Source organism: Pseudomonas sp. RC2C2 (genome assembly GCF_018390435.1).
GTDB lineage: Bacteria > Pseudomonadota > Gammaproteobacteria > Pseudomonadales > Pseudomonadaceae > Aquipseudomonas > Aquipseudomonas donghuensis.
This window is the reverse complement of the sequence record NZ_JAHBAX010000001.1, coordinates 1,230,646-1,254,825: the sequence shown is the minus strand read 5'-3', so window position 1 is coordinate 1,254,825 and position 24,180 is coordinate 1,230,646. Positions and strand designations below refer to the sequence as shown.

Annotated in this window: 26 protein-coding genes and 1 other RNA gene; 19 read left to right on the top strand and 8 right to left on the bottom strand. The window is 61.7% G+C overall.

The genetic code is table 11. The features are described 5' to 3' along the window. Positions 1-5: 5 nt before the first annotated feature. Complete coding sequence (locus KHO53_RS05765; RefSeq protein ID WP_010220751.1) at positions 6-440, bottom strand: Z-ring associated ZapG family protein; 435 nt, start codon at positions 438-440, stop codon at positions 6-8. A gap of 138 nt (positions 441-578) precedes the next feature. Between KHO53_RS05765 and KHO53_RS05760 the strand changes: the two genes are divergently transcribed. From KHO53_RS05760 to zapE, 3 genes are all read left to right on the top strand, one after another. Beyond that, positions 579-1,211, top strand: a complete 633-nt coding sequence (locus KHO53_RS05760; RefSeq protein ID WP_010220752.1) for an alpha/beta hydrolase — start codon at positions 579-581, stop codon at positions 1,209-1,211. Between the two features lie 24 nt (positions 1,212-1,235). Further along, positions 1,236-2,585, top strand: coding sequence for a tryptophan--tRNA ligase (locus KHO53_RS05755; RefSeq protein WP_010220753.1), 1,350 nt, complete (start codon positions 1,236-1,238; stop codon positions 2,583-2,585). Positions 2,586-2,667: 82 nt separating this feature from the next. After that, positions 2,668-3,762, top strand: coding sequence for a cell division protein ZapE (zapE, locus tag KHO53_RS05750; RefSeq protein ID WP_010220754.1), 1,095 nt, complete (start codon positions 2,668-2,670; stop codon positions 3,760-3,762). Between the two features lie 131 nt (positions 3,763-3,893). Here the strand turns inward: zapE and KHO53_RS05745 are convergent, their stop codons facing one another. Both KHO53_RS05745 and KHO53_RS05740 read right to left on the bottom strand, forming a co-directional pair. After that, positions 3,894-4,790, bottom strand: coding sequence for a GlxA family transcriptional regulator (locus tag KHO53_RS05745; RefSeq protein WP_162835469.1), 897 nt, complete (start codon positions 4,788-4,790; stop codon positions 3,894-3,896). Between the two features lie 214 nt (positions 4,791-5,004). Continuing rightward, positions 5,005-6,045 carry an NADP(H)-dependent aldo-keto reductase gene (locus tag KHO53_RS05740; protein ID WP_213570081.1) on the bottom strand — a complete coding sequence of 347 codons (1,041 nt, stop codon included), beginning with the start codon at positions 6,043-6,045 and terminating at the stop codon, positions 5,005-5,007. 252 nt (positions 6,046-6,297) lie between these two features. Between KHO53_RS05740 and rplM the strand changes: the two genes are divergently transcribed. The 7 genes from rplM (at position 6,298) to KHO53_RS05705 (ending at position 11,166) form a co-directional block, all read left to right on the top strand. After that, a complete protein-coding gene (rplM, locus tag KHO53_RS05735) occupies positions 6,298-6,726 on the top strand; it encodes a 50S ribosomal protein L13 (RefSeq protein ID WP_010220758.1) in 429 nt (142 codons plus the stop codon). 14 nt (positions 6,727-6,740) lie between these two features. Beyond that, complete coding sequence (gene rpsI, locus KHO53_RS05730) at positions 6,741-7,133, top strand: 30S ribosomal protein S9 (protein WP_036996798.1); 393 nt, start codon at positions 6,741-6,743, stop codon at positions 7,131-7,133. 264 nt (positions 7,134-7,397) lie between these two features. Further along, a complete protein-coding gene (gene petA, locus KHO53_RS05725) occupies positions 7,398-7,991 on the top strand; it encodes a ubiquinol-cytochrome c reductase iron-sulfur subunit (RefSeq protein WP_010220763.1) in 594 nt (197 codons plus the stop codon). Further along, positions 7,991-9,202, top strand: a complete 1,212-nt coding sequence (locus KHO53_RS05720; RefSeq protein ID WP_010220764.1) for a cytochrome b — start codon at positions 7,991-7,993, stop codon at positions 9,200-9,202. Before petA ends, KHO53_RS05720 begins: the two co-directional genes overlap by 1 nt. Further along, complete coding sequence (locus KHO53_RS05715) at positions 9,202-9,981, top strand: cytochrome c1 (RefSeq protein ID WP_010220765.1); 780 nt, start codon at positions 9,202-9,204, stop codon at positions 9,979-9,981. Before KHO53_RS05720 ends, KHO53_RS05715 begins: the two co-directional genes overlap by 1 nt. 118 nt (positions 9,982-10,099) lie before the next feature. Next, positions 10,100-10,717: a glutathione S-transferase N-terminal domain-containing protein gene (locus KHO53_RS05710; RefSeq protein WP_010220766.1), complete on the top strand. Its 618-nt coding sequence runs from the start codon at positions 10,100-10,102 to the stop codon at positions 10,715-10,717. Positions 10,718-10,734: 17 nt separating this feature from the next. Beyond that, entirely contained in the window at positions 10,735-11,166 is a 432-nt protein-coding gene (locus KHO53_RS05705; RefSeq protein WP_010220768.1) for a ClpXP protease specificity-enhancing factor, read from the top strand. Positions 11,167-11,216: 50 nt separating this feature from the next. Here the strand turns inward: KHO53_RS05705 and KHO53_RS05700 are convergent, their stop codons facing one another. The 5 genes from KHO53_RS05700 to KHO53_RS05680 form a co-directional block, all read right to left on the bottom strand. Then, positions 11,217-11,435 carry a YgdI/YgdR family lipoprotein gene (locus KHO53_RS05700; protein WP_010220769.1) on the bottom strand — a complete coding sequence of 73 codons (219 nt, stop codon included), beginning with the start codon at positions 11,433-11,435 and terminating at the stop codon, positions 11,217-11,219. Between the two features lie 115 nt (positions 11,436-11,550). Then, positions 11,551-12,129 (bottom strand): BON domain-containing protein, encoded by a 579-nt coding sequence (locus KHO53_RS05695; RefSeq protein ID WP_010220770.1) that lies wholly within the window; start codon positions 12,127-12,129, stop codon positions 11,551-11,553. Beyond that, the gene (locus tag KHO53_RS05690; protein WP_026001179.1) at positions 12,126-12,719 is read right to left on the bottom strand and encodes a phosphoheptose isomerase; all 594 of its coding nucleotides are present in this window, start codon (positions 12,717-12,719) and stop codon (positions 12,126-12,128) included. The genes KHO53_RS05695 and KHO53_RS05690 overlap by 4 nt, the downstream gene beginning before the upstream one ends. Positions 12,720-12,854: 135 nt before the next feature. Then, the gene (locus KHO53_RS05685) at positions 12,855-13,226 is read right to left on the bottom strand and encodes a YraN family protein (protein WP_010220772.1); all 372 of its coding nucleotides are present in this window, start codon (positions 13,224-13,226) and stop codon (positions 12,855-12,857) included. Continuing rightward, positions 13,226-15,046 carry a penicillin-binding protein activator gene (locus KHO53_RS05680; RefSeq protein WP_100782548.1) on the bottom strand — a complete coding sequence of 607 codons (1,821 nt, stop codon included), beginning with the start codon at positions 15,044-15,046 and terminating at the stop codon, positions 13,226-13,228. Before KHO53_RS05680 ends, KHO53_RS05685 begins: the two co-directional genes overlap by 1 nt. A gap of 186 nt (positions 15,047-15,232) precedes the next feature. Between KHO53_RS05680 and rsmI the strand changes: the two genes are divergently transcribed. From rsmI to mraY, 9 genes are all read left to right on the top strand, one after another. Then, the gene (rsmI, locus tag KHO53_RS05675) at positions 15,233-16,108 is read left to right on the top strand and encodes a 16S rRNA (cytidine(1402)-2'-O)-methyltransferase (protein ID WP_026001180.1); all 876 of its coding nucleotides are present in this window, start codon (positions 15,233-15,235) and stop codon (positions 16,106-16,108) included. Positions 16,109-16,175: 67 nt separating this feature from the next. Further along, positions 16,176-16,535: RNase P RNA component class A (rnpB, locus tag KHO53_RS05670), an RNA gene on the top strand. A gap of 309 nt (positions 16,536-16,844) precedes the next feature. Further along, on the top strand, positions 16,845-17,300 hold the full coding sequence (mraZ, locus tag KHO53_RS05665; protein WP_010220775.1) for a division/cell wall cluster transcriptional repressor MraZ: 456 nt from the start codon (positions 16,845-16,847) through the stop codon (positions 17,298-17,300). Further along, positions 17,297-18,244 carry a 16S rRNA (cytosine(1402)-N(4))-methyltransferase RsmH gene (gene rsmH, locus KHO53_RS05660; protein ID WP_010220777.1) on the top strand — a complete coding sequence of 316 codons (948 nt, stop codon included), beginning with the start codon at positions 17,297-17,299 and terminating at the stop codon, positions 18,242-18,244. The genes mraZ and rsmH overlap by 4 nt, the downstream gene beginning before the upstream one ends. Further along, entirely contained in the window at positions 18,241-18,534 is a 294-nt protein-coding gene (gene ftsL / locus KHO53_RS05655) for a cell division protein FtsL (protein ID WP_036996796.1), read from the top strand. Before rsmH ends, ftsL begins: the two co-directional genes overlap by 4 nt. Then, positions 18,534-20,267: a peptidoglycan D,D-transpeptidase FtsI family protein gene (locus KHO53_RS05650; protein ID WP_162471121.1), complete on the top strand. Its 1,734-nt coding sequence runs from the start codon at positions 18,534-18,536 to the stop codon at positions 20,265-20,267. Before ftsL ends, KHO53_RS05650 begins: the two co-directional genes overlap by 1 nt. Continuing rightward, positions 20,267-21,730, top strand: a complete 1,464-nt coding sequence (locus tag KHO53_RS05645; protein WP_010220781.1) for a UDP-N-acetylmuramoyl-L-alanyl-D-glutamate--2,6-diaminopimelate ligase — start codon at positions 20,267-20,269, stop codon at positions 21,728-21,730. The genes KHO53_RS05650 and KHO53_RS05645 overlap by 1 nt, the downstream gene beginning before the upstream one ends. Continuing rightward, positions 21,723-23,093, top strand: a complete 1,371-nt coding sequence (locus KHO53_RS05640; RefSeq protein WP_213570080.1) for a UDP-N-acetylmuramoyl-tripeptide--D-alanyl-D-alanine ligase — start codon at positions 21,723-21,725, stop codon at positions 23,091-23,093. The genes KHO53_RS05645 and KHO53_RS05640 overlap by 8 nt, the downstream gene beginning before the upstream one ends. Then, complete coding sequence (mraY, locus tag KHO53_RS05635; protein WP_036996790.1) at positions 23,093-24,175, top strand: phospho-N-acetylmuramoyl-pentapeptide-transferase; 1,083 nt, start codon at positions 23,093-23,095, stop codon at positions 24,173-24,175. Before KHO53_RS05640 ends, mraY begins: the two co-directional genes overlap by 1 nt. Positions 24,176-24,180: the final 5 nt, after the last annotated feature.

Genomic DNA, 24,180 nt, shown 5'->3' with positions numbered 1-24,180 from the left:
TTTGCTCAGCGCTTGAGCCCGTAATGCTCATCGAGCATGCCCGGCGCGTTGGGCGCTTTCGGTGCGTAGTCGCGCGGCACCTCGGTGTCCTTCGGCGGGGTCAGGCGATCACGCGGGGCCTGGGTGGCCTCGGAGTGCAGGGCGGCCAGCAGGCGTTGGCGGGTGAGTTCGTCCAGGGCCAGGCGGTTGGCGCCTTCGGCCAGGTGATCCTGGACGTCCTGGTAACTTTGGGTCAGTTTCTTGACCAGCGCAGCCGTACTGTTGAAGTGAGTAACCACCTCATTCTGGTAGCTGTCGAAACGTTCCTGGATATCATCCAGCTGACGCTGGGTGCTGCTCGGCGCAGCATTGGGCAGCAGGCGGGCGACCAGGAAACCAACGACGACACCCACGACGAGGGCCAGGGTCGGCAACAACCAAACTAAGAGCGAGAGTTCCACGAGTCCTTCCTCTATAAACGGCTTTGCTTTACGTTAACGGCTCGGACCTGCGCTGTATACCGCGAACGATCGCAAATATCTCAGACAGAATCATTCAGCTAGACGAGTCGACCCTTTCCGAGGTCACGGAGTTTATCCTTGCTTATCCGCGAAACCCCTGTATTCATCGATGGCCCGGTCGGCCAACTGGAAGCCTTGTACCTCGATGTCGCCGACGCCCGCGGCGTTGTGCTGCTGTGCCACCCCAACCCGGTGCAGGGTGGCACCATGATGAACAAGGTGGTGTCGATGCTCCAGCGCACCGCCCGCGATGCCGGCTACATCACCCTGCGCTTCAACTACCGCGGCGTTGGCCAGAGTGCCGGCAGCCATGACATGGGCAGCGGTGAAGTGGACGACGCCCAGGCGGCGGTAGACTGGCTGCGCGAGCAACACCCCGCGCTGCCACTGACGCTGATGGGCTTCTCCTTCGGCGGCTTCGTCGCCGCCAGCCTCGGCGGACGCCTGGAAGCCCGTGGCGTTGCGCTCAAGCACCTGTTCATGGTCGCTCCGGCGGTGATGCGCCTGGGTGATAACCCCTTGCCGCAGCAGGGCGAACTGAGCGTGATCCAGCCGGAAACCGACGAAGTGATCGATCCGCAGATCGTCTACGATTGGTCCGACGCACTGCCGCGCCCCCATGAGCTGCTGAAAGTGGCAGAATGCGGACACTTTTTTCATGGCAAGCTCACCGACCTCAAGGAACTGGTGCTGCCGCGCCTTTCGAACTGATACAAGCCTGATAAGCGATTACCCATGACTACGCGCATCCTTACCGGTATCACCACCACGGGCACGCCTCACCTGGGCAACTACGCCGGTGCCATCCGCCCGGCGATCCTCGCCAGCCGTGAACCGGGTGTCGACTCGTTCTACTTTCTGGCCGACTACCACGCCCTGATCAAGTGCGATGACCCGCAGCGCATCCAGCGCTCGCGCCTGGAAATCGCCGCGACCTGGCTGGCCGGTGGCCTGGACCCTGAGCGGGTGACGTTCTATCGCCAGTCCGACATCCCCGAGATTCCCGAGCTGACCTGGCTGCTGACCTGCGTCGCGGCCAAGGGCCTGCTCAACCGTGCGCATGCCTACAAGGCTTCGGTGGACAAGAACGTCGAGAACGGCGAAGACCCGGATGCCGGGATCAGCATGGGCCTGTACAGCTACCCGGTACTGATGGCCGCCGACATCCTGATGTTCAACGCCAACAAGGTGCCGGTCGGCCGCGACCAGATCCAGCATGTGGAGATGGCCCGCGACATCGGCCAGCGCTTCAACCACCTGTTCGGCCAGGGCAAGGAGTTCTTCGCCATGCCCGAGGCGCTGATCGAGGAAAGCGTGGCCACCCTGCCGGGCCTGGATGGGCGCAAGATGTCCAAGAGCTATGACAACACCATCCCGTTGTTCACCAGCGCCAAGGACATGAAGGATGCCATCTCGCGCATCGTCACCGACTCCCGGGCCCCGGGCGAAGCCAAGGACCCGGACAACGCGCACCTGTTCACCCTGTTCCAGGCCTTCGCCACCCCGGCGCAAGCCGACGAGTTCCGTAGCGAACTGCTCCAGGGCCTGGGTTGGGGCGAGGCCAAGCAGCGTCTGTTCCAACTGCTCGATGGCCAGCTGAGTGAACCGCGCGAGCGTTATCACCAACTGATCGGCCGCCCGGCCGACCTGGAGGACATCCTCCTGGCCGGTGCGCAGAAAGCCCGCAAGGTGGCCACGCCGTTCCTCGAACAACTGCGTGAAGCGGTGGGCCTGCGCTCGTTCCGCAACATTGAGCAGGCGCCTGTTCAGGTCAAGAAGAAGGCGGCCAAGACGGCGCGTTTCGTCAGTTTTCGTGAAGACGACGGCAGCTTCCGCTTCCGCCTGCTGGCTGCTGATGGCGAGCAACTGCTGCTGTCGCGCAACTTCGCCGACGGCAAGACCGCAGGTGTGGTGAGCAAGCAACTGCAACAGGGCGGTGAGCTCGATGTGCGCCACGAAGGCCTGGGCTTCAGCCTGTGGCTGGAAGGCGAGTGCGTCGGCGACGGCCCGCAGTTCGCCGATGCCGCTGCCCGCGACGCGGCGATCGAAACCCTGCGAGCGGCCCTGGTGCCACAGCAGGACTGAACGGCTTATCGCAAGTCTGATTGCCATTATCCGGGGCCGTCGCTACAGTGACGGCCCGTTTTTGTTACCTTGCTAACGAATTATGACGCCCCTAGAACGATATCAAGCAGATCTGAAACGTCCCGAATTCTTCCATGACGCGGCGCAGGAAACTGCAGTGCGTCATCTGCAGCGCCTGTACGACGATCTGATCGCGGCGCAGAACAACAAGCCGGGTGTGTTCGGCAAGCTGTTTGGCAAGAAGGACCAGGCACCGGTCAAGGGCTTGTACTTCTGGGGTGGGGTAGGCCGCGGCAAGACCTACCTGGTCGATACCTTCTTCGAGGCGCTGCCGTTCAAGCAGAAAGTGCGTACGCACTTCCACCGCTTCATGAAGCGCGTCCACGAGGAAATGAAAACCCTCAAGGGCGAGAAGAACCCGCTGACCATCATTGCCAAGCGCTTCTCGGAAGAGGCGCGGGTAATCTGCTTCGACGAGTTCTTCGTCTCCGACATCACCGACGCGATGATCCTCGGCACCCTGATGGAGGAGCTGTTCAAGAACGGCGTGACCCTGGTGGCCACCTCCAACATCGTCCCTGATGGCCTGTACAAGGACGGCCTGCAGCGTGCGCGCTTCCTGCCGGCGATCGCCCTGATCAAGCAGAACACCGAGATCGTCAACGTCGACAGCGGCGTCGACTATCGCCTGCGTCACCTGGAGCAAGCCGAGCTGTTCCACTTTCCGCTCGACGAAGCGGCCCACGAAAGCCTGCGCAAGAGCTTCCGCGCGCTGACGCCGGAATGCACCCAGGCGGTCGAGAACGATGTACTGGTGATCGAGAACCGTGAAATTCGTGCCCTGCGCACCTGCGACGACGTGGCCTGGTTCGAATTCCGCGAACTGTGCGACGGCCCGCGCAGCCAGAACGACTACATCGAACTGGGCAAGATCTTCCATGCCGTGCTGCTGAGCGACGTCGAGCAGATGAGCGTGGCGACCGATGACATCGCCCGGCGCTTCATCAACATGGTCGACGAATTCTATGACCGCAACGTCAAGCTGATCATCTCGGCCGAGGTTGAGCTCAAGGACCTGTACACCGGTGGTCGCCTGACCTTCGAATTCCAGCGGACCCTGAGCCGCTTGCTGGAAATGCAGTCCCACGAATTCCTGTCGCGGGCGCATAAGCCTTAAAAGCAGCTGCAAGTTTCAAGCTTCAAGCTGCAAGCAGGATCAAGAGCCGACCGCGCGTTGCTCTTGATCCTGCTCTTGCTCTTGCTCTTGCTTGCCGCTTGAAGCTTGAGGCTTGAAGCTGAGGAGGCCTTTCAGGCCTCCTGCATAAACTGCTGCCGATACTGATTCGGCGACAACTCCGTGTGCTGCCTGAACAACCGGGCAAAGAAACTCGCATCGTCGTAGCCAACTTCATAGCTGATGGTCTTGATGCTCTTGCGTGTGCCCGACAGCAAGCCCTTGGCCGTTTCGATCCGTAGCCGTTGCAGGTAGTGCAGCGGCTTGTCACCGGTGGCGCTCTGGAAGCGGCGCATGAAGTTGCGGATGCTCATGCCGTGGTTGCGGGCGACGTCCTCGAAGCGGAACTTGTCGGCGAAATGCTCCTCGAGCCAGTGCTGGATCTGCAGGATGATCAGGTCCTGGTGCAGCTTCTGCCCGCCAAAGCCCATGCGCCCCGGGGTGTAGTTGCGCTGCACTTCGTAGAGGATGTCGCGGGCCACCGCTTGCGCCACGTTGGCCCCGCAGAAACGCTCGATCAGGTAGATGTACAGGTCGCAGGCCGAGGTGGTGCCGCCGGCGCAGTAGAGGTTGTCGGCGTCGGTCAGGTGCTTGTCCTGGTTGAGGCTGACTTTGGGAAAGCGCTCGGCGAACTGGCTGAAAAAACGCCAGTAGGTGGTCGCCTCCTTGCCATCGAGCAGGCCAGCTTCGGCCAGCCAGAACACCCCGCTGGCCTCGCCGCACAGCACGGCACCGCGGGCATGCTGCTCGCGCAACCAGGGCAGTACCTGCGGGTAGCGCTGGCAAAGGGCATCGAAATCGTCCCAGAAGGCCGGCAGGATGATGATGTCGGCGGCTTCCAGGCCACTGTCGACCGGCAGTGTCACGTCGCTGAAGCTGCGCACCGGCAGGCCGTCAGGGCTTACCAGGCGGGTTTCGAACATCGATTGCAGGCCCAGCCCCAATTGCTTGCTGTAGCGCAGGCTGGCCAGGTGGAAGAAGTCCTTGGCCTGCATCAGGGTCGATGCAAAGACGTTGTCGATGGCCAGGATGCTGACGCGCCGCAAGGACGCCGTGGGTTGGGTAAACATCATTTTCTTTATTCTTATAGGGTAGAGTGGTCAATCACCGGCTGGATCGTCTTATTTTTTGGCGATTGTGTCTACCCTCGGTTCCCACCTTGTTTGTGGGAACCGGGATCGCGTCTCAGGGCGCGGGGTTGGGCTGGTCCGAATGGATGGCCTCGATGCCCGCCAGCAGCTCGTCAGTGAGCTTCAGGTTGATGCTGGCCAGGTTGCTGTCCAGTTGCGCAAGCGTTGTCGCACCGATGATGTTGCTGGTCACGAACGGCTGGCGGGTGACGAAGGCCAGGGCCATCTGCGCCGGGTCCAGGCCATGGTCGCGGGCCAGCTTCACGTAGCGGCTGCAGGCGCTCACGGTCTGTGGGTTGGAATAGCGCGAGAAGCGGTTGAACAGGGTCAGGCGGCCATCGGCCGGGCGCGCACCGTCTTCATACTTGCCCGAGAGCATGCCGAAGGCCAGTGGCGAGTAGGCCAGCAGGCCGCACTGTTCGCGGATGGCGATCTCCGCCAGGCCGACCTCGAAGCTGCGGTTGAGCAGGTTGTAGGGGTTCTGGATTGAAACCGCACGGCTCCAGCCACGGCTTTCGGCCAGCTGCAGGAATTTCATGGTGCCCCACGGGGTTTCGTTGGACAGGCCGATGTGGCGGATCTTGCCGGCCTTGACCTGCTCGTCGAGCACTTCAAGGGTTTCTTCCAGCGGGGTGAACAGGTCCTGCGGCGCGTGCTGGTAACCCAGCTTGCCGAAGAAGTTGGTGCTGCGCTCGGGCCAGTGCAACTGGTAGAGGTCGATCCAGTCGGTCTGCAGGCGCTTGAGGCTGTCGTCCAGGGCCGCGACGATGTGCTGGCGGTTGTGCTTGAGCAGGCCGTCGCGAATATGGTTGATGCCATTGCCGGGCCCGGCCACCTTGCTGGCCAGGATCCACTGGGCACGGTCGCCGCGCTGGCTGAACCAGTTGCCGATCATGCGCTCGGTGGCGGCGTAGGTTTCCGGGCGGGGAGGGACCGGGTACATCTCGGCAGTATCGATGAAGTTGATCCCGGCGGCCTTGGCCCGTTCGATCTGGGCGAAGGCCTGGGCCTGGTCGTTCTGCTCGCCCCAGGTCATGCTGCCCAGGCACAGGGCGCTGACGTTGAGGTCGGTTCGGCCCAGCTGGCGATAGTCCATTCGGCTGCTTCCTGTCTAAAAGAAGCATAAAAGCAGGTTGAATTTTTTTTCGCAATCTGGATAATTCAGCCCCTCTCCGTGCAGCGGAAGTGATGCCCCGCTCCATAGAAGAACCCTGCCGAATATTGGACGCGCTGACCCGAGCCCCCGATAGCGTCCGTGTGCGGCTGTGTCCTTGACTTGTCAAGGTGCGCACTATCCAGTAAGATCTGCCGTCTTATTTTCGCTGGGCGGCCCCTGAGGCTATAAAGAATGAAAACTTTTACTGCTAAACCGGAAACAGTAAAGCGCGACTGGTTCGTCGTTGACGCTGCTGGCAAGACCCTGGGTCGTCTGGCCACTGAGATCGCGAGCCGTCTGCGTGGCAAGCACAAGCCAGAGTACACTCCTCACGTTGACACCGGCGACTACATCGTCGTCATCAACGCCGAGCAGGTTCGTGTCACTGGTGCCAAGACTTCGGACAAAATGTACTACTCCCACTCCGGCTTCCCGGGCGGTATCAAGGAAATCAACTTCGAGAAGTTGATCGCCAAGGCCCCAGAGCGCGTGATCGAGACCGCGGTTAAGGGCATGCTGCCTAAGAACCCACTGGGTCGCGACATGTACCGTAAGCTGAAAGTCTATGCGGGCGCTACTCACCCTCATACTGCTCAGCAGCCCCAAGAACTGAAGATTTAACGGAATAGTTCATTATGTCGGCGACTCAAAATTACGGCACTGGCCGTCGCAAGACCGCAACCGCTCGCGTTTTCCTGCGTCCAGGTACCGGTAACATCTCCATCAACAACCGTTCTCTGGACGTGTTCTTCGGTCGTGAAACCGCGCGCATGGTAGTACGCCAGCCGCTGGAACTGACCGAGACCACCGAAAAGTTCGACATCTACGTCACCGTTATCGGTGGTGGTGTCAGCGGCCAGGCCGGTGCGATCCGTCACGGTATCACCCGTGCACTGATGGACTACGACGAAACCCTGCGTGGCGCTCTGCGTCGTGCTGGCTACGTCACCCGCGACGCTCGTGAAGTCGAGCGTAAGAAAGTGGGTCTGCGTAAAGCACGTAAGCGTCCTCAGTACTCCAAGCGTTAATTTCGCTTCGGTGTTCAAAAAAAGCCCGGTTCCTGGTGGAACCGGGCTTTTTTTATGTCTTGAATAACTATGCTGTTGTTTGCTGTGACAACTTGCCGCATAGACGCAAGTCAAGAGTTATAAGGGATAGCGGGGTGGCACAAGGCTAATCACCTTGTCAGAGAAGGGTCTTTTCATTACCATGCGGCAAATTTTTAGCAGTTCAGAAATTACTTAGTAGATGCCTGTTGCAACAGGCCATTAAAGCTGATGGGAGAGGACTGAATGAGCAATGACGGCGTCAATGCAGGCCGGCGTCGCTTCCTCGTAGCAGCCACGTCCGTGGTGGGTGCTGCAGGAGCGGTGGGGGCTGCGGTCCCGTTCGTAGGGTCATGGTTCCCCAGTGCCAAGGCGAAAGCCGCAGGTGCACCGGTGAAGGTCAATATCGCCAAGGTAGAGCCTGGTCAGCAGATGATTGCTGAGTGGCGCGGTCAACCGGTGTTCATCGTTCGTCGTACCGAAGAGATTCTCGGCAACCTCAAGAAGATCACCGGCGATCTCTCCGACCCTGAGTCCAAGGCATCGGTTCAACCCACCTACGTCGATCCGTCGAACCGCTCGATCAAGCCGGAAATCCTGGTGCTGGTCGGTCTGTGCACCCACCTGGGCTGCTCGCCGACCTTCCGGCCGGAAGTGGCACCTGTCGACCTGGGTCCGAAGTGGGTCGGTGGCTACTTCTGCCCGTGCCACGGTTCCCATTACGACCTGGCTGGCCGCGTCTACAAATCTCAGCCGGCGCCGCTCAATCTGCCAGTGCCGCCGCACTCTTATGAGTCGGACGACATCATTGTCGTCGGCGTCGATCAGGAGAACGCGTGATGAGTAAGTTCATGGATTGGGTTGACGCCCGCTTCCCCGCGACCAAGATGTGGGAAGACCATCTCAGCAAGTATTACGCACCGAAGAACTTCAACTTCTTCTACTTCTTCGGCTCCCTGGCCCTGTTGGTGCTGGTCAACCAGATCGTCACCGGTGTGTGGCTGACCATGAGCTTCACCCCTTCGGCCGAAGAGGCGTTCGCCTCGGTCGAATACATCATGCGTGACGTCGAGTACGGCTGGATCCTGCGCTACCTGCACTCCACCGGCGCGTCGGCGTTCTTCATCGTCGTCTACCTGCACATGTTCCGCGGCCTGCTGTACGGCTCGTACCAGAAGCCTCGCGAGCTGGTCTGGGTGTTCGGCATGCTGATCTACCTGGCGCTGATGGCCGAAGCCTTCATGGGTTACCTGCTGCCGTGGGGCCAGATGTCCTACTGGGGTGCCCAGGTGATCATCTCGCTGTTCGGTGCCATTCCGGTGATCGGCGACGACCTGACCCAGTGGATTCGCGGTGACTACCTGATCTCCGGGATCACCCTGAACCGCTTCTTCGCCCTGCACGTGGTGGCCCTGCCGATCGTCATTCTCGGCCTGGTGGTGCTGCACATCCTGGCGCTGCACGAAGTGGGTTCGAACAACCCTGATGGCGTCGACATCAAGAAGCTCAAGGACGAAAACGGCGTGCCGCTGGACGGCATCGCGTTCCACCCTTACTACACCGTGAAGGATATCGTCGGCGTCGTCGTGTTCCTCTTCGTGTTCTGCGCCATCGTGTTCTTCTTCCCGGAAATGGGCGGTTACTTCCTGGAAAAACCGAACTTCGAACAGGCCAACGCCTTCAAGACCCCTGAGCACATTGCCCCGGTCTGGTACTTCACTCCGTTCTACGCAATCTTGCGGGCGGTGCCGGACAAGCTCCTGGGCGTGATCGCCATGGGCGCTGCGATTGCCGTGCTGTTCGTCCTGCCGTGGCTGGATCGCAGCCCGGTCAAGTCCATGCGCTACAAGGGCTGGATGAGCAAGGTCTGGCTGCTGGTGTTCTGCATCTCGTTCGTGATCCTCGGTGTGCTCGGCGTTCTGGCGCCTACCCCGGGCCGTACGCTGCTGTCGCAGGTATGCACCTTCCTGTATTTCGCCTACTTCCTTCTGATGCCGTTCTACACCCGGCTCGAGAAGACCAAACCGGTTCCGGAAAGGGTGACTGGCTGATGAAAAAGCTATTTGCAGTATTGATTCTGGCAGTGATGCCCGCGTTCACCTTCGCCGCCGAACACGGCCTGGAGCTGGACAAGGTCGATATCGACCTGACCGACAAGGCCGCCATGCAGGACGGCGCACGCACCTTCGCCAACTATTGCATGGGTTGCCACAGCGCCAAATTCCAGCGTTACGAGCGCGTGGCTGACGACCTGGGTATTCCTCACGAGCTGATGCTCGAGAAGCTGGTGTTCACCGGCGCCAAGATTGGCGACCACATGAAGATCGGCATGAAGCCTGAAGATGCCAAGACCTGGTTTGGTGCCGCGCCGCCGGACCTCACCCTGGTTGCCCGGGTCCGTGGTACCGATTGGCTGTACAGCTACCTGCGTAGCTTCTATGAAGACAAGTCGCGTCCGTACGGGGTGAACAACAAGGTTTTCCCCAACGTCGGCATGCCTAACGTGCTGGTTGGCCTGCAGGGCAACCAGGTGATTGGCTGCAAGCAAGTGCAGACCGTGGTCGATGGCAAGAAGCAATACGACCCGCTGACCGGCTCGCCGTTGACCCATGAAGCATGTGACCAGCTGACCGTGGAGCCGAAATCCGGTACCCTGACGCCAGAGCAGTTCGACGAGAAGGTCAAGAACCTGGTGACCTTCCTGGCCTACTCGGCTAACCCGGTCAAACTGGAAAGCCAGCGCATCGGCACCTATGTGCTGCTGTATCTGGCCTTCTTCTTCGTATTCGCTTACCTGCTCAAGCGCGAATACTGGAAGGACGTGCACTGATCACGCAGTAGTTTCTGGTAGTTGAACGCGCCCTGGGGCGCCTCTGGATTCACAGGGGCGCTCGCAGGGCGCGTTTGCATTTGCAGCATTTATAAATTCATACGCGAGGAGGACCACTATGGGCGTGACCAACCGGTTAGCCTGCTACTCCGACCCCGCTGACCATTATTCTCATCGGGTGCGCATCGTTCTCGCCGAGAAGGGTGTCAGCGTCGAGATCATCAACGTCGATCCTGGTCGCCTGCCGCCCAAGCTGGTTGAAGTGAACCCCTATGGCAGCGTGCCAACCCTGGTCGATCGCGACCTGGCGTTGTACGAGTCGACCGTGGTGATGGAATACCTCGATGAACGTTACCCGCATCCGCCGCTGTTGCCGGTGTATCCAGTGGCGCGGGCCAACAGCCGCCTGCTGATCCACCGCATCCAGCGCGACTGGTGTGCGCTGGTCGACCTGATACTCGACCCGCGTAGCAAGGAGCCTGCACGCGTCCAGGCGCGCAAGGAATTGCGCGAGAGCCTGACCGGGGTGTCGCCGTTGTTTGCCGACAAGCCTTGTTTCCTCAGTGAGGAGCAAAGTCTGGTCGATTGTTGTCTATTGCCCATACTCTGGCGTTTGCCGGTGTTGGGTATCGAACTGCCGCGGCCGGCCAAGCCGTTGCTCGATTACATGGAGCGACAGTTTGCCCGCGAAGCCTTCCAGGCAAGCCTGTCCGCTGCTGAACGTGAAATGCGCTAGGTTTTAAGGAGCTGTCGATGAACTCCAGTCGCCCCTATTTGGTACGTGCACTCTATGAGTGGATCGTGGACAACGACTGCACACCGCATATGCTGGTCAATGCCGAATACCCGGCCGTCCAGGTACCCCAGAGCTTCGCCAGTGACGGCCAGATCGTCCTGAACATCTCACCCAATGCCGTGCGTCACCTGCACATGGATAACGAAGCAGTGAGCTTCGAGGGCCGCTTTGGCGGCGTCGCCCACACCCTGTTCGTGCCGGCCGGTGCGATTCTGGGTATTTATGCCCGGGAAAACGGCCAGGGCATGGTCTTCGAGCTCGAGCCGCCATTGCTCGACGATGAAGATGAAGAGGAAGACGACAACGTTGAGCCGGATGACGATGGTCCGCAGGGTGGTGGCCAGCCGCCACGGCCCAGCGGGCGTCCGAGCCTGAAGGTGGTCAAGTAACGAAAAAGGCGATCCATGCGGATCGCCTTTTTTGTGTCTGCCGGCCTGGATTACAGGTCGGTGATGGTGCGGACCTGGTCCTTGTTGACCTTGATCACCTTGCCATCGAGCTGCTTGAACTCGTAGAAGCCGGCGGCGCGATCGTAGTACGGCGCGTCGACTGCCTGGAATTCGCGGCCGTCGTTGAGGGTGATCTGGCTTGGGGTGGAGCAGCCGGCCAGGGTGGCGAGGGCGCCAATCAGCAAGGTTGGCAGCAGGCCGTTTTTCATGGGGACTTCCTAAGCGGGTGGATGTAAAGGCTGGGGGCGCTTTGCGCCCCATCGCTGGCAAGGCCAGCTCCCACAGGATTGGCGTAAACCTCGCTGTGGGAGTGGCCCTGGGGAATCAGTCGATGTATTCGAACAACTTGACGATCTTCTGCACGCCCGACACACCCTGCACCAGGTTGGTGGCACGGGTGGCTTCCTGTTGGGTCAGCAGGCCGAGCAGGTAGACGATGCCGTTCTCGGTGATCACCTTGATGCGCGAACCGGGGATGCTGCTGTCGGTGAGCATCTGGGTCTTGATCTTGGTGGTCAGCCAGGCGTCATTGTTGCGCGCCAGGATCGAGGAGGGCGGCAGCACCTGCAGCTCGTTGTGCACCTTTTTCACTCGCTGGACCTGGCTGGCAGCCTGTTCGGCCAGGCTCTTGAGGTCGGCGCGCGGGGTCTGCCCGGCGAGCAGGACGATGCCGTTGTAGCTGCTGACGACGATGTGCGAACTCTTGTCCAGGTCAGGGCTGGCCTTGGCGACGTTGACCGATACTTTGGTTTCGATCAGCGAGTCATCAATTTTGCTGCCGAAGGTACGGGTGCCGCGATCGTCCTCGATTGGCGTATCGCGGGTGGCAGTGAGCACCGAGCTGCAACCGGTGAGGCTCAGGCACAGGGTCAGGGCCATCAGGCCGAGGCGGTTAGGGGTCATTCTTCACTCCCGAACAATTGGCTGTCGATCAAGTCGCAGAGGCAGTGGATCGCCAGCAGGTGGACTTCCTGGATACGTGCGGTGACGTTGGCCGGAACGCGAATCTCGACGTCTTCAGGCAGCAGCAGCGAGGCCATGCCGCCGCCATCGCGTCCGGTCAGAGCTACGACAATCATTTCGCGATCATGTGCGGCCTGGATCGCCTGAATAATGTTCGCCGAGTTACCGCTGGTCGAAATTGCCAGCAGTACATCGCCGGGTTGGCCCAGGGCGCGGATCTGCTTGGAGAAGATTTCGTTGTAGCTGTAGTCGTTGGCGATCGAGGTGATGGTCGAGCTGTCGGTGGTCAAGGCGATGGCCGGCAGGCTCGGGCGTTCGCGCTCGAAGCGGTTGAGCAGTTCGGAAGAGAAGTGCTGGGCATCGCCGGCCGAGCCGCCGTTGCCGCAGGCAAGCATCTTGCCCTCGTTGAGCAGCGCATTGACCATGACCTGACTGGCTTGCTCGATGTGTGGTGCAAGGACTTCCATCGCCTGTTGCTTGGTGTTGATACTGGCCTGAAAAAGCTGGCGAATTCGGGATTGCATGTCCATCAGTGTGACCTTAAGTAGGGCGGCTGGCCGGGCGCGTCGGGAGTATACAAAAAAGGTCCCGGCACATGACTGTGCAGCCCGTGAAGCAAAGAGCAAAAAAAGTTGTAGGGGTAATGGGGCGCAGCGATCGCGGGTTCAGCACTCGAAGGCATTTTTCAGCCAGTTCAGTGCTGGGCCCGAATGGCCTTTGCCTTGCAAGGCGATGACATCGAAACGGCAGGGGTGGTTGGCCCAGCGTGTTTCCTTTTGCAGAAAAGACTCGGCGGCTAGCACCAGTTTGTCCTGCTTGCGCCCGTCGATACTGGCCAGGGCACCGCCAAAGTCCGCGTGCAGCCGGTAGCGGACTTCGACGAATACTACTGTATCGCTGTCGAGCATGACCAGATCAAGCTCGCCGCGTTTGCATCGCCAGTTCTGCGCCAGTAGCTGCAGGCCTTGCCCCTGAAGGTATTCAAGGGCTTGCCGTTCGGCGGCCTGGCCGGCCTGTTGGCGCGAACTGGCGGGCATCAGCGTGGCGTATCGGGCAGGCGTTTGACCTGGCCGCCGGAGAACTCGGCCCAGGGCAGTTGCCGCTCGATGCGCTGGTTCTCGTTCATGCTCAGGCTGCCGGACAAGCCGTCGATGCGGTTTTCAGGCAGCGCGCGCAGCTGGCCCAGACGCGGTGCCAGGCTGAAGGCGTCGATGCCCATGGCGTACAGGCGGCCCAGGCTGCCGGCAGCTTGTGGCCACTGGCGCTCGACCTGCTGACGCAGCGGATTGCCGCTGTCGAGCAGCCACGGGGTATCGCAGAAGCGCACGCCGGTGAGGTCGTTGTACTGGTTGACGTCGCCGCTGGCGCTGTACACGTGCGAGGTGGCGTACACCGGAACGTCGCCGGCGTACTGGAAGTTCAGGGTCGGCTTGATCTGCTGGCCTTGCTGCGGGGTGGCGGCAAGGAAGATGAAGTCGATGTCCTGGCGGCGCGAAGGCTGGGCCGATACCGCACCGCCTACAGTGTTTTGCAGGCTCTTGGCGCGGCCTTCGCTCTGGCGCAGCTGGAACAGGTCAGCGATCTGCTGAGCCAGGGCCACTGGCTGATCGATGTGCTGGGCGGCCAGCAGGCTGCCGCCGTTGGCTTCCCAGTCCTGGCGGAAGGCCTTGAGCACGCGGTCGCCCCATTCGCCTTTTGGCACCAGGGCTACGGCGCGAACCATGCCGTCGGCGCGGGCGCGACGGGACACTTCACGGGCTTCGTCTTCGGCGGCGAGACCGAACTGATACAGCTGCTCCGGGCCTTTCTGGCCGGCGTCGCTGTAGTTCAGGGCCAGGGTGGTAATAGGCAGCTGCGGGTAGGCGGCGAGCTTTTTCACCAGCGGTTTTTCCAGCGGGCCAACCACCAGTTGCACGCCCGAGGCCTGGGCCTGGCGATAGAAGTCATCCAGCGAGGTCAGTCGCGAGCTGTCGAAGACTTCGATGGTTGGCGGCTTCTGCCCGGCTTGCTGGGCCTGGAAGTGCGCGGCCATGAAGCCGTCGCGCAGGGCGCGGGCGACGCCGGCCAGTTGGCCTTCCTGTGGCAGCAGCAGGGCAATCTTGGTCAGCGGCTGGCTGGTCAGTTCCATCAGCTTGATCAGCGATGGCGGCAGTTGGGCGGCAGCCGGGTGATCGGCATACTGCGCGCGCCAGGCGTCGATGGCGGCTTGTTGCTGTTCGACAGTGCCGGCACCTTTGACCGCCAGGGCCAGGCTGGCCCAGCCAGCCATGGTGTCGGTACCGGCGCTCAAGCCTTTGAGCTGGTCGCGCGCAACGGCCGCCACCAGGTTCCAGATCGCGTCATTGTTGGCGTTGGCGGCATTGCCCTTGAGCAGCGGCGTCAGTTGCACGCGCTCCTGGGCAGCAGCCAGGGGCTGGCCGTTGGCTTCCAGCACCATGGCATGCACGTTGCGGGTGCGGATCTGTTGATCCTCCGGCAGTTCGTTCAGGCGCGCCAGGCTCGGGTGGCTCAGGGCGGTCAGGGCCAGCTTGGGCTGGTTGCGGCTCATGGCCAGTTCTGCCGCCAGGGTGCTGGCGAACATCTGCTGGGCCGGTTTGAGCTGCTCCAGCGGCACTTGCTCGAGGATGCGCGCGGCGCGGGCATTGTCCTTTTGCTTGTAGGCCAGGTCGGCGGCGCTCAGGCGCAGCAGTGCTGCTTGCTCCGGGGTCTTGCTGGTAGTGGCCTGTTCAAGCAGTTGCTCGATGCTGGCATCCGGTGTGCGCGGCAGTTCGCCGAGGCTCGACGAGGGCGAGCTGGCGCAGGCTGCCAGCAGGGCGGCGAGGCAAAGGGCTGTGAACAGCCGCAGGCAAGCGATCATGTAAGGGTCCTGTTACTCGATCAAATTAACGGGCGATTGTACCCAAGCGCTGGCCGGGGCGCGATCTTGCTGGCGTTAATCCTTCAATATAGGTGCTGGAACACCGGTTTGCGGTGATCCTGGTTGCCCAATGTTGCCGGGTCTCGGGCTACAATGGCGCTTTGATCATGACGACAGGTGTATGCAGTGACTGATGTTCCAGGGGCTTCCCAATCCACTTCGGGCACGCTTTACGTGGTGGCCACGCCAATCGGCAACCTGGATGACATGAGTGCCCGGGCGCTGAAAGTGCTCGGCGATGTGGCGTTGATTGCCGCTGAGGACACCCGTCACTCCATTCGTCTGTTGCAGCACTTCGGCATCAATACCCCCTTGGCCGCCTGCCATGAGCACAACGAGCGTGATGAGGGCAGCCGCTTTCTCACCCGCTTGCTGGCCGGGGATAACGTTGCGCTGATTTCCGATGCCGGCACGCCGCTGATTTCCGATCCTGGTTATCACCTGGTGCGTCAGGCCCGTGCCGCGGGCATTGCGGTGGTGCCGGTCCCGGGCGCCTGTGCCCTGATCGCGGCGCTGTCGGCCGCCGGCCTGCCATCGGACCGTTTTATCTTCGAAGGCTTCCTGCCGGCCAAGGCTGTAGGGCGTCGTGCGCGCCTGAGTCAGGTCAAGGAAGAGCCGCGTACGCTGATCTTCTACGAAGCGCCGCACCGGATCCTCGAGTGTCTGCAGGATATGGAAGAGGTGTTTGGTGGTGAGCGTCCGGCGCTGCTGGCCCGCGAGCTGACCAAGACCTTCGAGACCCTCAAGGGCTTGCCTCTGGCTGAACTGCGCGCTTTCGTCGAGGCCGACAGCAATCAGCAGCGTGGCGAGTGCGTGGTGCTGGTGGCGGGCTATAGCGCGCCGGAAGATGAGCAGGCGGTGAATAGCGAGGCGATGCGCATTCTCGACCTGCTGCTGGCGGAGATGCCGCTCAAGCGCGCGGCAGCCCTGGCGGCGGAAATTACCGGCGTACGCAAGAACCTGCTGTACCAGGTGGCGCTGGAAAAACAGAAAGCCCACTGATGTTATAGTGGCATTATCGGTTTTATCGCTTGTTCTTGACGCTCGCTACCGTTAACCTTTGTGGCGGAGAGTCGATTGGACAGTCGCTGCCTTCTATTGTTTCGCAATAGAGGGGGGAGGAAAGTCCGGGCTCCATAGGGCAGAGTGCCAGGTAATGCCTGGGGGGCGCGAGCCTACGGAAAGTGCCACAGAAAATAACCGCCTAAGCACCTCGGTGCCGGTAAGGGTGAAAAGGTGCGGTAAGAGCGCACCGCATGACTGGCAACAGTTCATGGCTAGGTAAACCCCACTCGGAGCAAGACCAAATAGGGTTCCATATGGCGCGGCCCGCGTTGGAACCGGGTAGGTTGCTAAAGGCGTCCAGTGATGGCCGTCGTAGAGGAATGACTGTCCTCGACAGAACCCGGCTTACAGATCGACTCTCCACCTTTTCCCCTCCTGCTTGAATCGATAGCAGATGCGTCTTTGTAATACCAAAAAAATCTTACTCTTAATAAATCACTTTAAGTTCGCGCTCTATCCATCTGAGTGAGTTTGATTTTTTTCGTCAAAATCCCCTCCGATTTACCCTTTTGCCTTCTCCGTGTGCGCTAAATCTCCGATCTGTAAGGGATTTCCTTATAAGCGCGCCTTGACGGTGTGGTAGGCGGATTCCTATAGTGTGCGCAAGTGGCAGAAAGTGGCATGAAGTGGGTTTTCTGGCACAAAAACGCTAACATTGTGGGGAATCGCAGCCGTGTTCCGCGGAGCCAACGCCATCAACCTCGACGCAAAGGGCCGACTCGCAATGCCGAGCCGGTACCGTGACGAGCTCGATTCGCGTAGTTCCGGGCAGTTGATCGTGACCATCGATGCGGTTGATCCCTGTTTATGCGTGTATCCCCTCGATGAGTGGGAGCTGATTGAAGCCAAGTTGCGCGCCTTGCCGTCATTGCGTGAAGAGAACCGTCGCCTGCAGCGCTTGCTGATCGGCAATGCGGTGGATCTGGAGCTTGATGGCAGCGGGCGTTTCCTGGTGCCGCCGCGTTTGCGCGAGTACGCCAAGCTCGACAAGAAGGCAATGCTGGTGGGGCAACTGAACAAATTTCAGCTGTGGGACGAGGATGCCTGGAACGCGGTTTCGGCAGCCGACCTTGCAGCTATTCAACAACCGGGCGCCATGCCTGATGAACTGCGTGATTTGATCCTGTGACTATAGATAGCGGCTTTAACCACATCACCGTACTGCTTGACGAAGCTGTCGAGGCTCTCGCCGTACGCGCCGATGGCTGCTATCTGGATGGCACCTTCGGGCGCGGCGGGCATAGCCGCTTGATCCTCAGCAAGCTCGGGCCGCAGGGCCGGCTGCTGGGTTTTGACAAAGATCCTCAAGCGATTGCCACCGGGCAAGCGCTGGCGGCCGAAGACGGCCGCTTTGTCATTGTGCAGCGCAGTTTTGCCGAACTCGGCGCCGAAGTCGCCGAACGCGGCCTGGCCGGCAAGGTCAGCGGCATCCTGCTCGACCTGGGCGTGTCGTCGCCACAGCTGGACGATCCTGAGCGCGGCTTCAGTTTCCTCAACGATGGCCCGCTGGACATGCGCATGGACCCGACCCGCGGCGTCAGCGCTGCCGAGTTCATTGCCAGCGCCCCCGAAGAAGAAATCGCCCGGGTCTTCAAGGAATACGGCGAAGAGCGCTTTGCCAAGCGCATGGCTCGTGCCGTGGTGCTGCGCCGCGAAGAAACCCCGTTCACCCGTACCGCCGACCTGGCTGAAGTGCTCAAGGTCGCCAACCCGGCCTGGGAAAAGGGCAAGAACCCGGCCACCCGTGCCTTCCAGGGCCTGCGCATTCACGTCAACAACGAACTCGGCGATCTTGAAGCCGGCCTTGAAGCGGCGCTCGATGCGCTGGAGGTCGGCGGGCGCCTGGTGGTGATCAGTTTCCATTCCCTGGAAGACCGCATCGTCAAGCTGTTCATGCGCAAGCTGGTCAAGGGCGAGGCCGACAACCTGCCGCGCAACCTGCCGGTCCAGCACAAGCATTTCGAGCCGAAGATCAAGGTCCACGGCAAGGCCCAGTTCGCCTCCGAGGCCGAGCTCAAGGCCAACCCACGTTCGCGTAGCGCCGTCATGCGCGTTGCCGAGAAGCTGCGGTGAGCCGCTTGTTCGCCAAGCCTTTGCCAGGCGGAAGCTTCCTGATGCTTCTGCTGTTCGTTGCCGTGCTCGTTTCTTCGGTGGCGGTGTCCTACAGCGCGCACTGGAACCGTCAGTTGCTCAACTCCCTGTACGGCGAACTCAACGAGCGCGACAAGGCCCAGGCCGAGTGGGGCCGGCTGATTCTCGAGCAGAGCACCTGGACCGCCCACAGCCGTATCGAGAACCTTGCCAGCGAGCAGCTGAAAATGCGCATCCCGGCGGCTGACGAAGTACGGATGGTGGCGCCATGATGAAGCTTGAAGGCGCACTCTACCCGTGGCGGTTTCGCGTGGTCATCGCCCTGCTGGCGCTGATGGTCGGTGCGATTGCCTGGCGCATCATCGACCTGCAGGTGGTCGACCGTGACTTCCTCAAGGGGCAGGGCGATGCCCGCAGCTTGCGGCATATTCCTATTCCTGCGCACCGCGGGCTGATCACCGACCGTAATGGCGAGCCGCTGGCAGTCAGTACCCCGGTGACCACCCTGTGGGCCAACCCCAAGGAGATGCAGGCTGCCAAGGACCGCTGGCCGGCCCTGGCTGCCGCGCTCAAGCAGAACCCGCAGCAACTGGCAGCGCGCCTGGAGCAACAGGCCAGCAAGGAATTCATCTACCTGGTCCGCGGCCTGACCCCGGAGCAGGGCCAGGTGGTGCTCGATCTTAAAGTCCCCGGTGTCTACGGCATCGAGGAATTCCGCCGTTTCTACCCGGCCGGCGATGTCGCCGCGCACATGGTCGGCTTTACCGACCTCGACGACCACGGTCGCGAAGGGGTGGAGCTGGCCTACGATGAATGGCTGGCCGGCGTGCCCGGCAAGCGACAGGTGATCAAGGACCGGCGCGGCCGGCTGATCAAGGACATCCAGGTAACCAAAAACGCCAAGGCCGGAAAGACCTTGGCGTTGTCGATCGACCTGCGCCTGCAATACCTGGCCACCCGCGAACTGCGTAACGCCATCGCCGAACAGGAAGCCAAGGCCGGCAGCCTGGTGATCATGGACGTCAAGACTGGCGAAGTGCTGGCGATGGTCAATCAGCCGACCTACAACCCCAACAACCGTCGCAGCATGTTCCCGGCGGCCATGCGCAACCGGGCGATCATCGACGTGTTCGAGCCAGGCTCGACGGTAAAACCGTTGTCCATGAGTGCCGCCCTGCAGAGCGGACGCTGGAAGCCCACCGACAAGGTCGAGGTGTACCCGGGCACCCTGCAGCTGGGCCGTTACACCATTCGTGACGTATCCAAGAGCGAAGGCCCGATCCTCGACCTGACCGGCATCCTGATCAACTCCAGTAACGTCGGCATGAGCAAGATCGCCTTCGATATCGGTGGCGAATCCATCTACCGCGTCATGTCCCAGCTGGGCCTTGGCCAGTACACCGGCCTTGGCTTCCCTGGCGAGCGCGTCGGCAACCTGCCCAACCACCGCGAGTGGCGCAAGGCCGAGACCGCGACCCTGTCCTACGGCTACGGCCTGTCGGTGACCGCGCTGCAACTGGTGCATGCCTACGCCGCGCTGGCCAACGACGGCAAGATGGTGCCGCTGAGCATCCTCAAGGTCGACAAGACGCCGGAGTCTACCCAGGTGGTGCCCAAGGATGTTGCCGAGACCGTGCAGGGCATGCTCCAGCAGGTGATTGAAGCGCCGCGCGGCGTGTTCCGCGCCCAGGTGCCGTCGTACCACGTTGGCGGCAAATCGGGTACCGCGCGTAAGGCCACCATCGGCTCCAAGGGCTACACCGAAAATGCCTACCGCTCGCTGTTCGCCGGCTTCGGGCCGATGAGCGACCCGCGCTATGCGGTGGTGGTGGTCATCGACGAACCGAGCAAGGGCGGTTACTTCGGCGGCCTGGTATCGGCGCCGGTGTTCAGCAAAGTCATGTCCGGCACCTTGCGCCTGATGAATATTCCGCCGGACAACCTGCCGCCGGCAACACCACCGCAGCAAGTCAACGTTGCACCAGTCAAGGGAGGACGCGGTTGATGACAATGCCATTGAGCAAGCTTTTTACCCAGGCCAGTCGCGATCCGTCGATCCGCGAGCTGACCCTGGACAGCCGTAACGTGCGCCCGGGCGACCTGTTCCTGGCGGTACCGGGTACGCGCATGGATGGTCGTGAGCACATAGCCGACGCGCTCAGCCGCGGTGCGGCAGCGGTCGCCTACGAAGCCGAAGGCGCCAGCGTGTTGCCGATCACCGACGTGCCGCTGATTCCGGTCAAGGGCCTGGCGGCGCAACTGTCGGACATCGCCGGGCGTTTCTATGGTGAGCCGAGCCGTCTGCTCGACCTGGTGGGCGTCACCGGCACCAACGGCAAGACCAGCGTTACCCAGCTGGTGGCCCAGGCGCTGGACCAGCTCGGTCAGCACTGCGGCCTGATCGGCACCCTGGGTACCGGTTTTTATGGCGCGCTGCAAAGCGGCCGCCTGACCACTCCGGACCCGATCGCCGTGCAGGCGACCCTCAACGACCTGAAGAAGGCCGGGGCCAAGGCCGTGGCCATGGAAGTCTCTTCCCATGCCCTGGACCAGGGCCGGGTCGCGGCCCTGGCATTCGACATTGCGGTGATGACCAACCTGTCGCGTGATCACCTCGATTACCACGGCAGCATGCAGTCTTATGAAGACGCCAAGGCGCGCCTGTTTGCCTGGCCGAACCTGCGTTGCCGGGTGGTCAACCTCGATGACGAGTTTGGTCGTCGTCTGGCGGCCGAGCAGGGCGAGTCGCGCCTGATCAGTTACAGCCTCAAGGATCCAGCCGCTTCGTTGTACTGCCGCGAAGCGCATTTTGACGACGATGGCGTGCGCGCCGTGATCGTTACCGCGCAGGGCGAGCACTCCCTGCGCAGCCGCCTGCTCGGGCGCTTCAACCTGAGCAACATGCTGGCGGCGGTCGGCACCTTGCTGGCCCTGGATTACCCGCTGGACGAAATTCTCAAGGTCACCCCGACGCTGGAAGGCCCGGTCGGGCGCATGCAGCGCCTGGGTGGCGGCCTCAAGCCGCTGGTGGTGGTCGATTACGCGCATACTCCCGACGCCCTGGAGCAGGTGCTGCAAGCGCTGCGTCCGCATGCCAAAGGCCAGTTGCTGTGCCTGTTCGGCTGCGGTGGCGACCGCGATCGCGGTAAGCGTGCGCTGATGGCGGAAGTGGCCGAGCGCCTGGCTGACCGCGTGCTGGTCACCGACGACAACCCGCGCAGCGAAGACCCGCAGCAGATCTTCGCCGATATCCGCCCTGGCTTTGCCCAGGCCGATAGCGTCGAGTTCGTTGCCGGTCGCGGCGCGGCCATCGCACAGTTTATCGCCAGCGCCGGCGTTGACGATGTCATCGTCCTGGCTGGCAAGGGGCATGAGGACTATCAGGAAATCAACGGCGAGCGCCACGACTTCTCCGACCTGGTCGAAGCCGAAAAAGCCCTCGCCGTGTGGGAGGCGCCCCATGCTTAAGCCATTGTCCCTCAGCCAGCTGACCGCGCCGCTCAATGGCCGCCTGCACGGCCAGGACGCAACCTTCAATGGCGTCAGCATCGACAGCCGCGCAATCACGGCCGGGCAGCTGTTTGTCGCCCTGGCCGGGCCGCGCTTCGACGGCCACGATTACTTGAACGACGTTGCCGCCAAAGGCGCGGTCGCCGCCCTGGTGCAGCGCGAAGTGCCGGGTAGCAACCTGCCGCAGCTGGTTGTGGCCGATACCCGTCTGGCCCTGGGCCAGTTGGGCGCGCTGAACCGCGCCGCATTCGACAAGCCGGTCGCCGCCATTACCGGTTCCAGTGGCAAGACCACGGTCAAGGAAATGCTCGCCAGCATCCTGCGTACCCGTGGCCCGGTATTGGCCACCCGTGGCAACCTCAATAACGACTTCGGTGCCCCGCTGACCCTGCTCGAACTGACCCCGGAACATACTGCGGCGGTCATCGAGCTGGGCGCCTCGCGCATCGGCGAAATTGCCTACACCGTCGGTCTGACCAAGCCGCAAGTGGCACTGATCAACAACGCCGGTACCGCTCATGTCGGCGAGTTCGGCGGGCCAGAGAAGATTGTCGAAGCCAAGGGCGAGATCCTCGAAGGTCTGGGTCAGGATGGCGTGGCCGTATTGAACCTTGATGACAAGGCCTTCGGCATCTGGAAAAAACGCGCCGGCAATCGCCCATTGCTGACCTTCGCCCTGAACAACGCAAATGCCGACTTCCACGCCAGCAGCATTGCTCACGACCCGCGCGGTTGCCCGTCGTTCGACCTGCACAGCCCGCTGGGCGTGGCGCGGGTCCAGCTCAACCTGCTCGGTACCCACAACGTTGCCAATGCACTGGCCGCCGCCGCTGCCGCGCATGCCTTTGGTCTGACGCTGGATGGCATCGTTCAGGGCCTCAATGCCGTGCAACCGGTCAAGGGCCGCACTGTGGTGCAGATGGCGCCCAACGGTGTGCGGGTAATTGATGACACTTACAACGCAAACCCCACCTCCATGTGCGCTGCCGTTGATATACTCGCCGGCTTTTCCGGCCGCACCGTCCTGGTGCTCGGGGATATCGGCGAATTGGGCCAGTGGGCTGAGGAAGGGCATCGGCAGGTAGGCGAGTACGCCAAAGACAAGGTTTCGGCACTCTATGCGGTGGGCACCAACATGGCCCGCGCGGTAGCAGCGTTCGGCGCCAATGCCCGACATTTCGCTAATCAAGCTGACCTGATCAACGCCGTTCGCGCCGCGGAGCAGGCCACCAACACCACTATTTTGATCAAGGGTTCGCGCAGCGCTGCGATGGAGAACGTCGTGGCGGCTTTGTGCGGTTCCAGCGGGGAGAAACATTAATGCTGCTGCTGCTGGCTGAGTATCTGCAACAGTTCTATAAAGGCTTCGCGGTCTTCCAGTACCTGTCCCTGCGCGGGATTCTCGGTGTCCTGACCGCGTTGTCGCTGGCTCTTTGGCTGGGCCCATGGATGATCCGTACCCTGCAGATTCGCCAGATCGGCCAAGCGGTCCGTAACGACGGCCCGCAATCGCACCTGTCCAAATCCGGCACCCCGACCATGGGTGGCGCACTGATTCTCTCGGCTATCGGCATCAGCACTCTGCTGTGGGCCGACCTGACCAACCGCTACGTGTGGGTGGTGCTGATCGTCACCTTGCTGTTCGGCGCCATCGGCTGGGTCGATGACTACCGCAAGGTGATCGAGAAGAACTCGCGCGGCCTGCCCAGCCGCTGGAAGTATTTCTGGCAGTCGGTGTTCGGCCTGGGCGCGGCGATCTTCCTGTACATGACCGCCCCGACCAGCGTCGAAACCACCCTGATCGTGCCGATGCTCAAGGACGTCACCATCCCGCTGGGGATCGGTTTCGTGGTGCTGACCTACTTCGTCATCGTCGGCTCGAGCAACGCGGTCAACCTCACCGACGGCCTTGATGGCCTGGCGATCATGCCGACGGTCATGGTTGGCGGCGCCCTGGGTATCTTCTGCTACCTGTCGGGTAACGTGAAATTTGCCGAATACCTGCTGATCCCTTACGTGCCGGGCGCAGGTGAGCTGATCGTGTTCTGCGGCGCGCTGATCGGTGCCGGCCTGGGCTTTCTGTGGTTCAACACTTACCCGGCCCAGGTGTTCATGGGCGACGTCGGTGCGCTGGCACTGGGTGCGGCACTGGGCACCATCGCCGTGATCGTGCGTCAGGAAATCGTCCTGTTCATCATGGGCGGTGTGTTCGTCATGGAGACCCTGTCGGTGGTGATCCAGGTGGCCTCCTTCAAGTTGACCGGCAAGCGCGTGTTCCGCATGGCGCCGATCCATCACCACTTTGAACTCAAGGGTTGGCCCGAGCCTCGGGTGATCGTCCGCTTCTGGATTATCACCGTGATTCTGGTGCTGATCGGCCTTGCCACCCTGAAACTGAGGTAGAAACG

What these genes read in the sequence shown, in the direction of transcription:
- KHO53_RS05640 (WP_213570080.1), top strand. Translation starts at nt 21,723, where the DNA reads ATGCTTAAGCCATTGTCCCTCAGCCAGCTGACCGCGCCGCTCAATGGC.
- KHO53_RS05645 (WP_010220781.1), top strand. Translation starts at nt 20,267, where the DNA reads ATGACAATGCCATTGAGCAAGCTTTTTACCCAGGCCAGTCGCGATCCG.
- petA (WP_010220763.1), top strand. Translation starts at nt 7,398, where the DNA reads ATGAGCAATGACGGCGTCAATGCAGGCCGGCGTCGCTTCCTCGTAGCA.
- KHO53_RS05685 (WP_010220772.1), bottom strand. Translation starts at nt 13,226, where the DNA reads ATGCCCGCCAGTTCGCGCCAACAGGCCGGCCAGGCCGCCGAACGGCAA.
- KHO53_RS05715 (WP_010220765.1), top strand. Translation starts at nt 9,202, where the DNA reads ATGAAAAAGCTATTTGCAGTATTGATTCTGGCAGTGATGCCCGCGTTC.
- rpsI (WP_036996798.1), top strand. Translation starts at nt 6,741, where the DNA reads ATGTCGGCGACTCAAAATTACGGCACTGGCCGTCGCAAGACCGCAACC.
- KHO53_RS05695 (WP_010220770.1), bottom strand. Translation starts at nt 12,129, where the DNA reads ATGACCCCTAACCGCCTCGGCCTGATGGCCCTGACCCTGTGCCTGAGC.
- KHO53_RS05740 (WP_213570081.1), bottom strand. Translation starts at nt 6,045, where the DNA reads ATGGACTATCGCCAGCTGGGCCGAACCGACCTCAACGTCAGCGCCCTG.
- KHO53_RS05710 (WP_010220766.1), top strand. Translation starts at nt 10,100, where the DNA reads ATGGGCGTGACCAACCGGTTAGCCTGCTACTCCGACCCCGCTGACCAT.
- KHO53_RS05680 (WP_100782548.1), bottom strand. Translation starts at nt 15,046, where the DNA reads ATGATCGCTTGCCTGCGGCTGTTCACAGCCCTTTGCCTCGCCGCCCTG.
- mraY (WP_036996790.1), top strand. Translation starts at nt 23,093, where the DNA reads ATGCTGCTGCTGCTGGCTGAGTATCTGCAACAGTTCTATAAAGGCTTC.
- KHO53_RS05700 (WP_010220769.1), bottom strand. Translation starts at nt 11,435, where the DNA reads ATGAAAAACGGCCTGCTGCCAACCTTGCTGATTGGCGCCCTCGCCACC.
- zapE (WP_010220754.1), top strand. Translation starts at nt 2,668, where the DNA reads ATGACGCCCCTAGAACGATATCAAGCAGATCTGAAACGTCCCGAATTC.
- KHO53_RS05755 (WP_010220753.1), top strand. Translation starts at nt 1,236, where the DNA reads ATGACTACGCGCATCCTTACCGGTATCACCACCACGGGCACGCCTCAC.
- rplM (WP_010220758.1), top strand. Translation starts at nt 6,298, where the DNA reads ATGAAAACTTTTACTGCTAAACCGGAAACAGTAAAGCGCGACTGGTTC.
- KHO53_RS05690 (WP_026001179.1), bottom strand. Translation starts at nt 12,719, where the DNA reads ATGGACATGCAATCCCGAATTCGCCAGCTTTTTCAGGCCAGTATCAAC.
- KHO53_RS05650 (WP_162471121.1), top strand. Translation starts at nt 18,534, where the DNA reads ATGAAGCTTGAAGGCGCACTCTACCCGTGGCGGTTTCGCGTGGTCATC.
- KHO53_RS05720 (WP_010220764.1), top strand. Translation starts at nt 7,991, where the DNA reads ATGAGTAAGTTCATGGATTGGGTTGACGCCCGCTTCCCCGCGACCAAG.
- KHO53_RS05705 (WP_010220768.1), top strand. Translation starts at nt 10,735, where the DNA reads ATGAACTCCAGTCGCCCCTATTTGGTACGTGCACTCTATGAGTGGATC.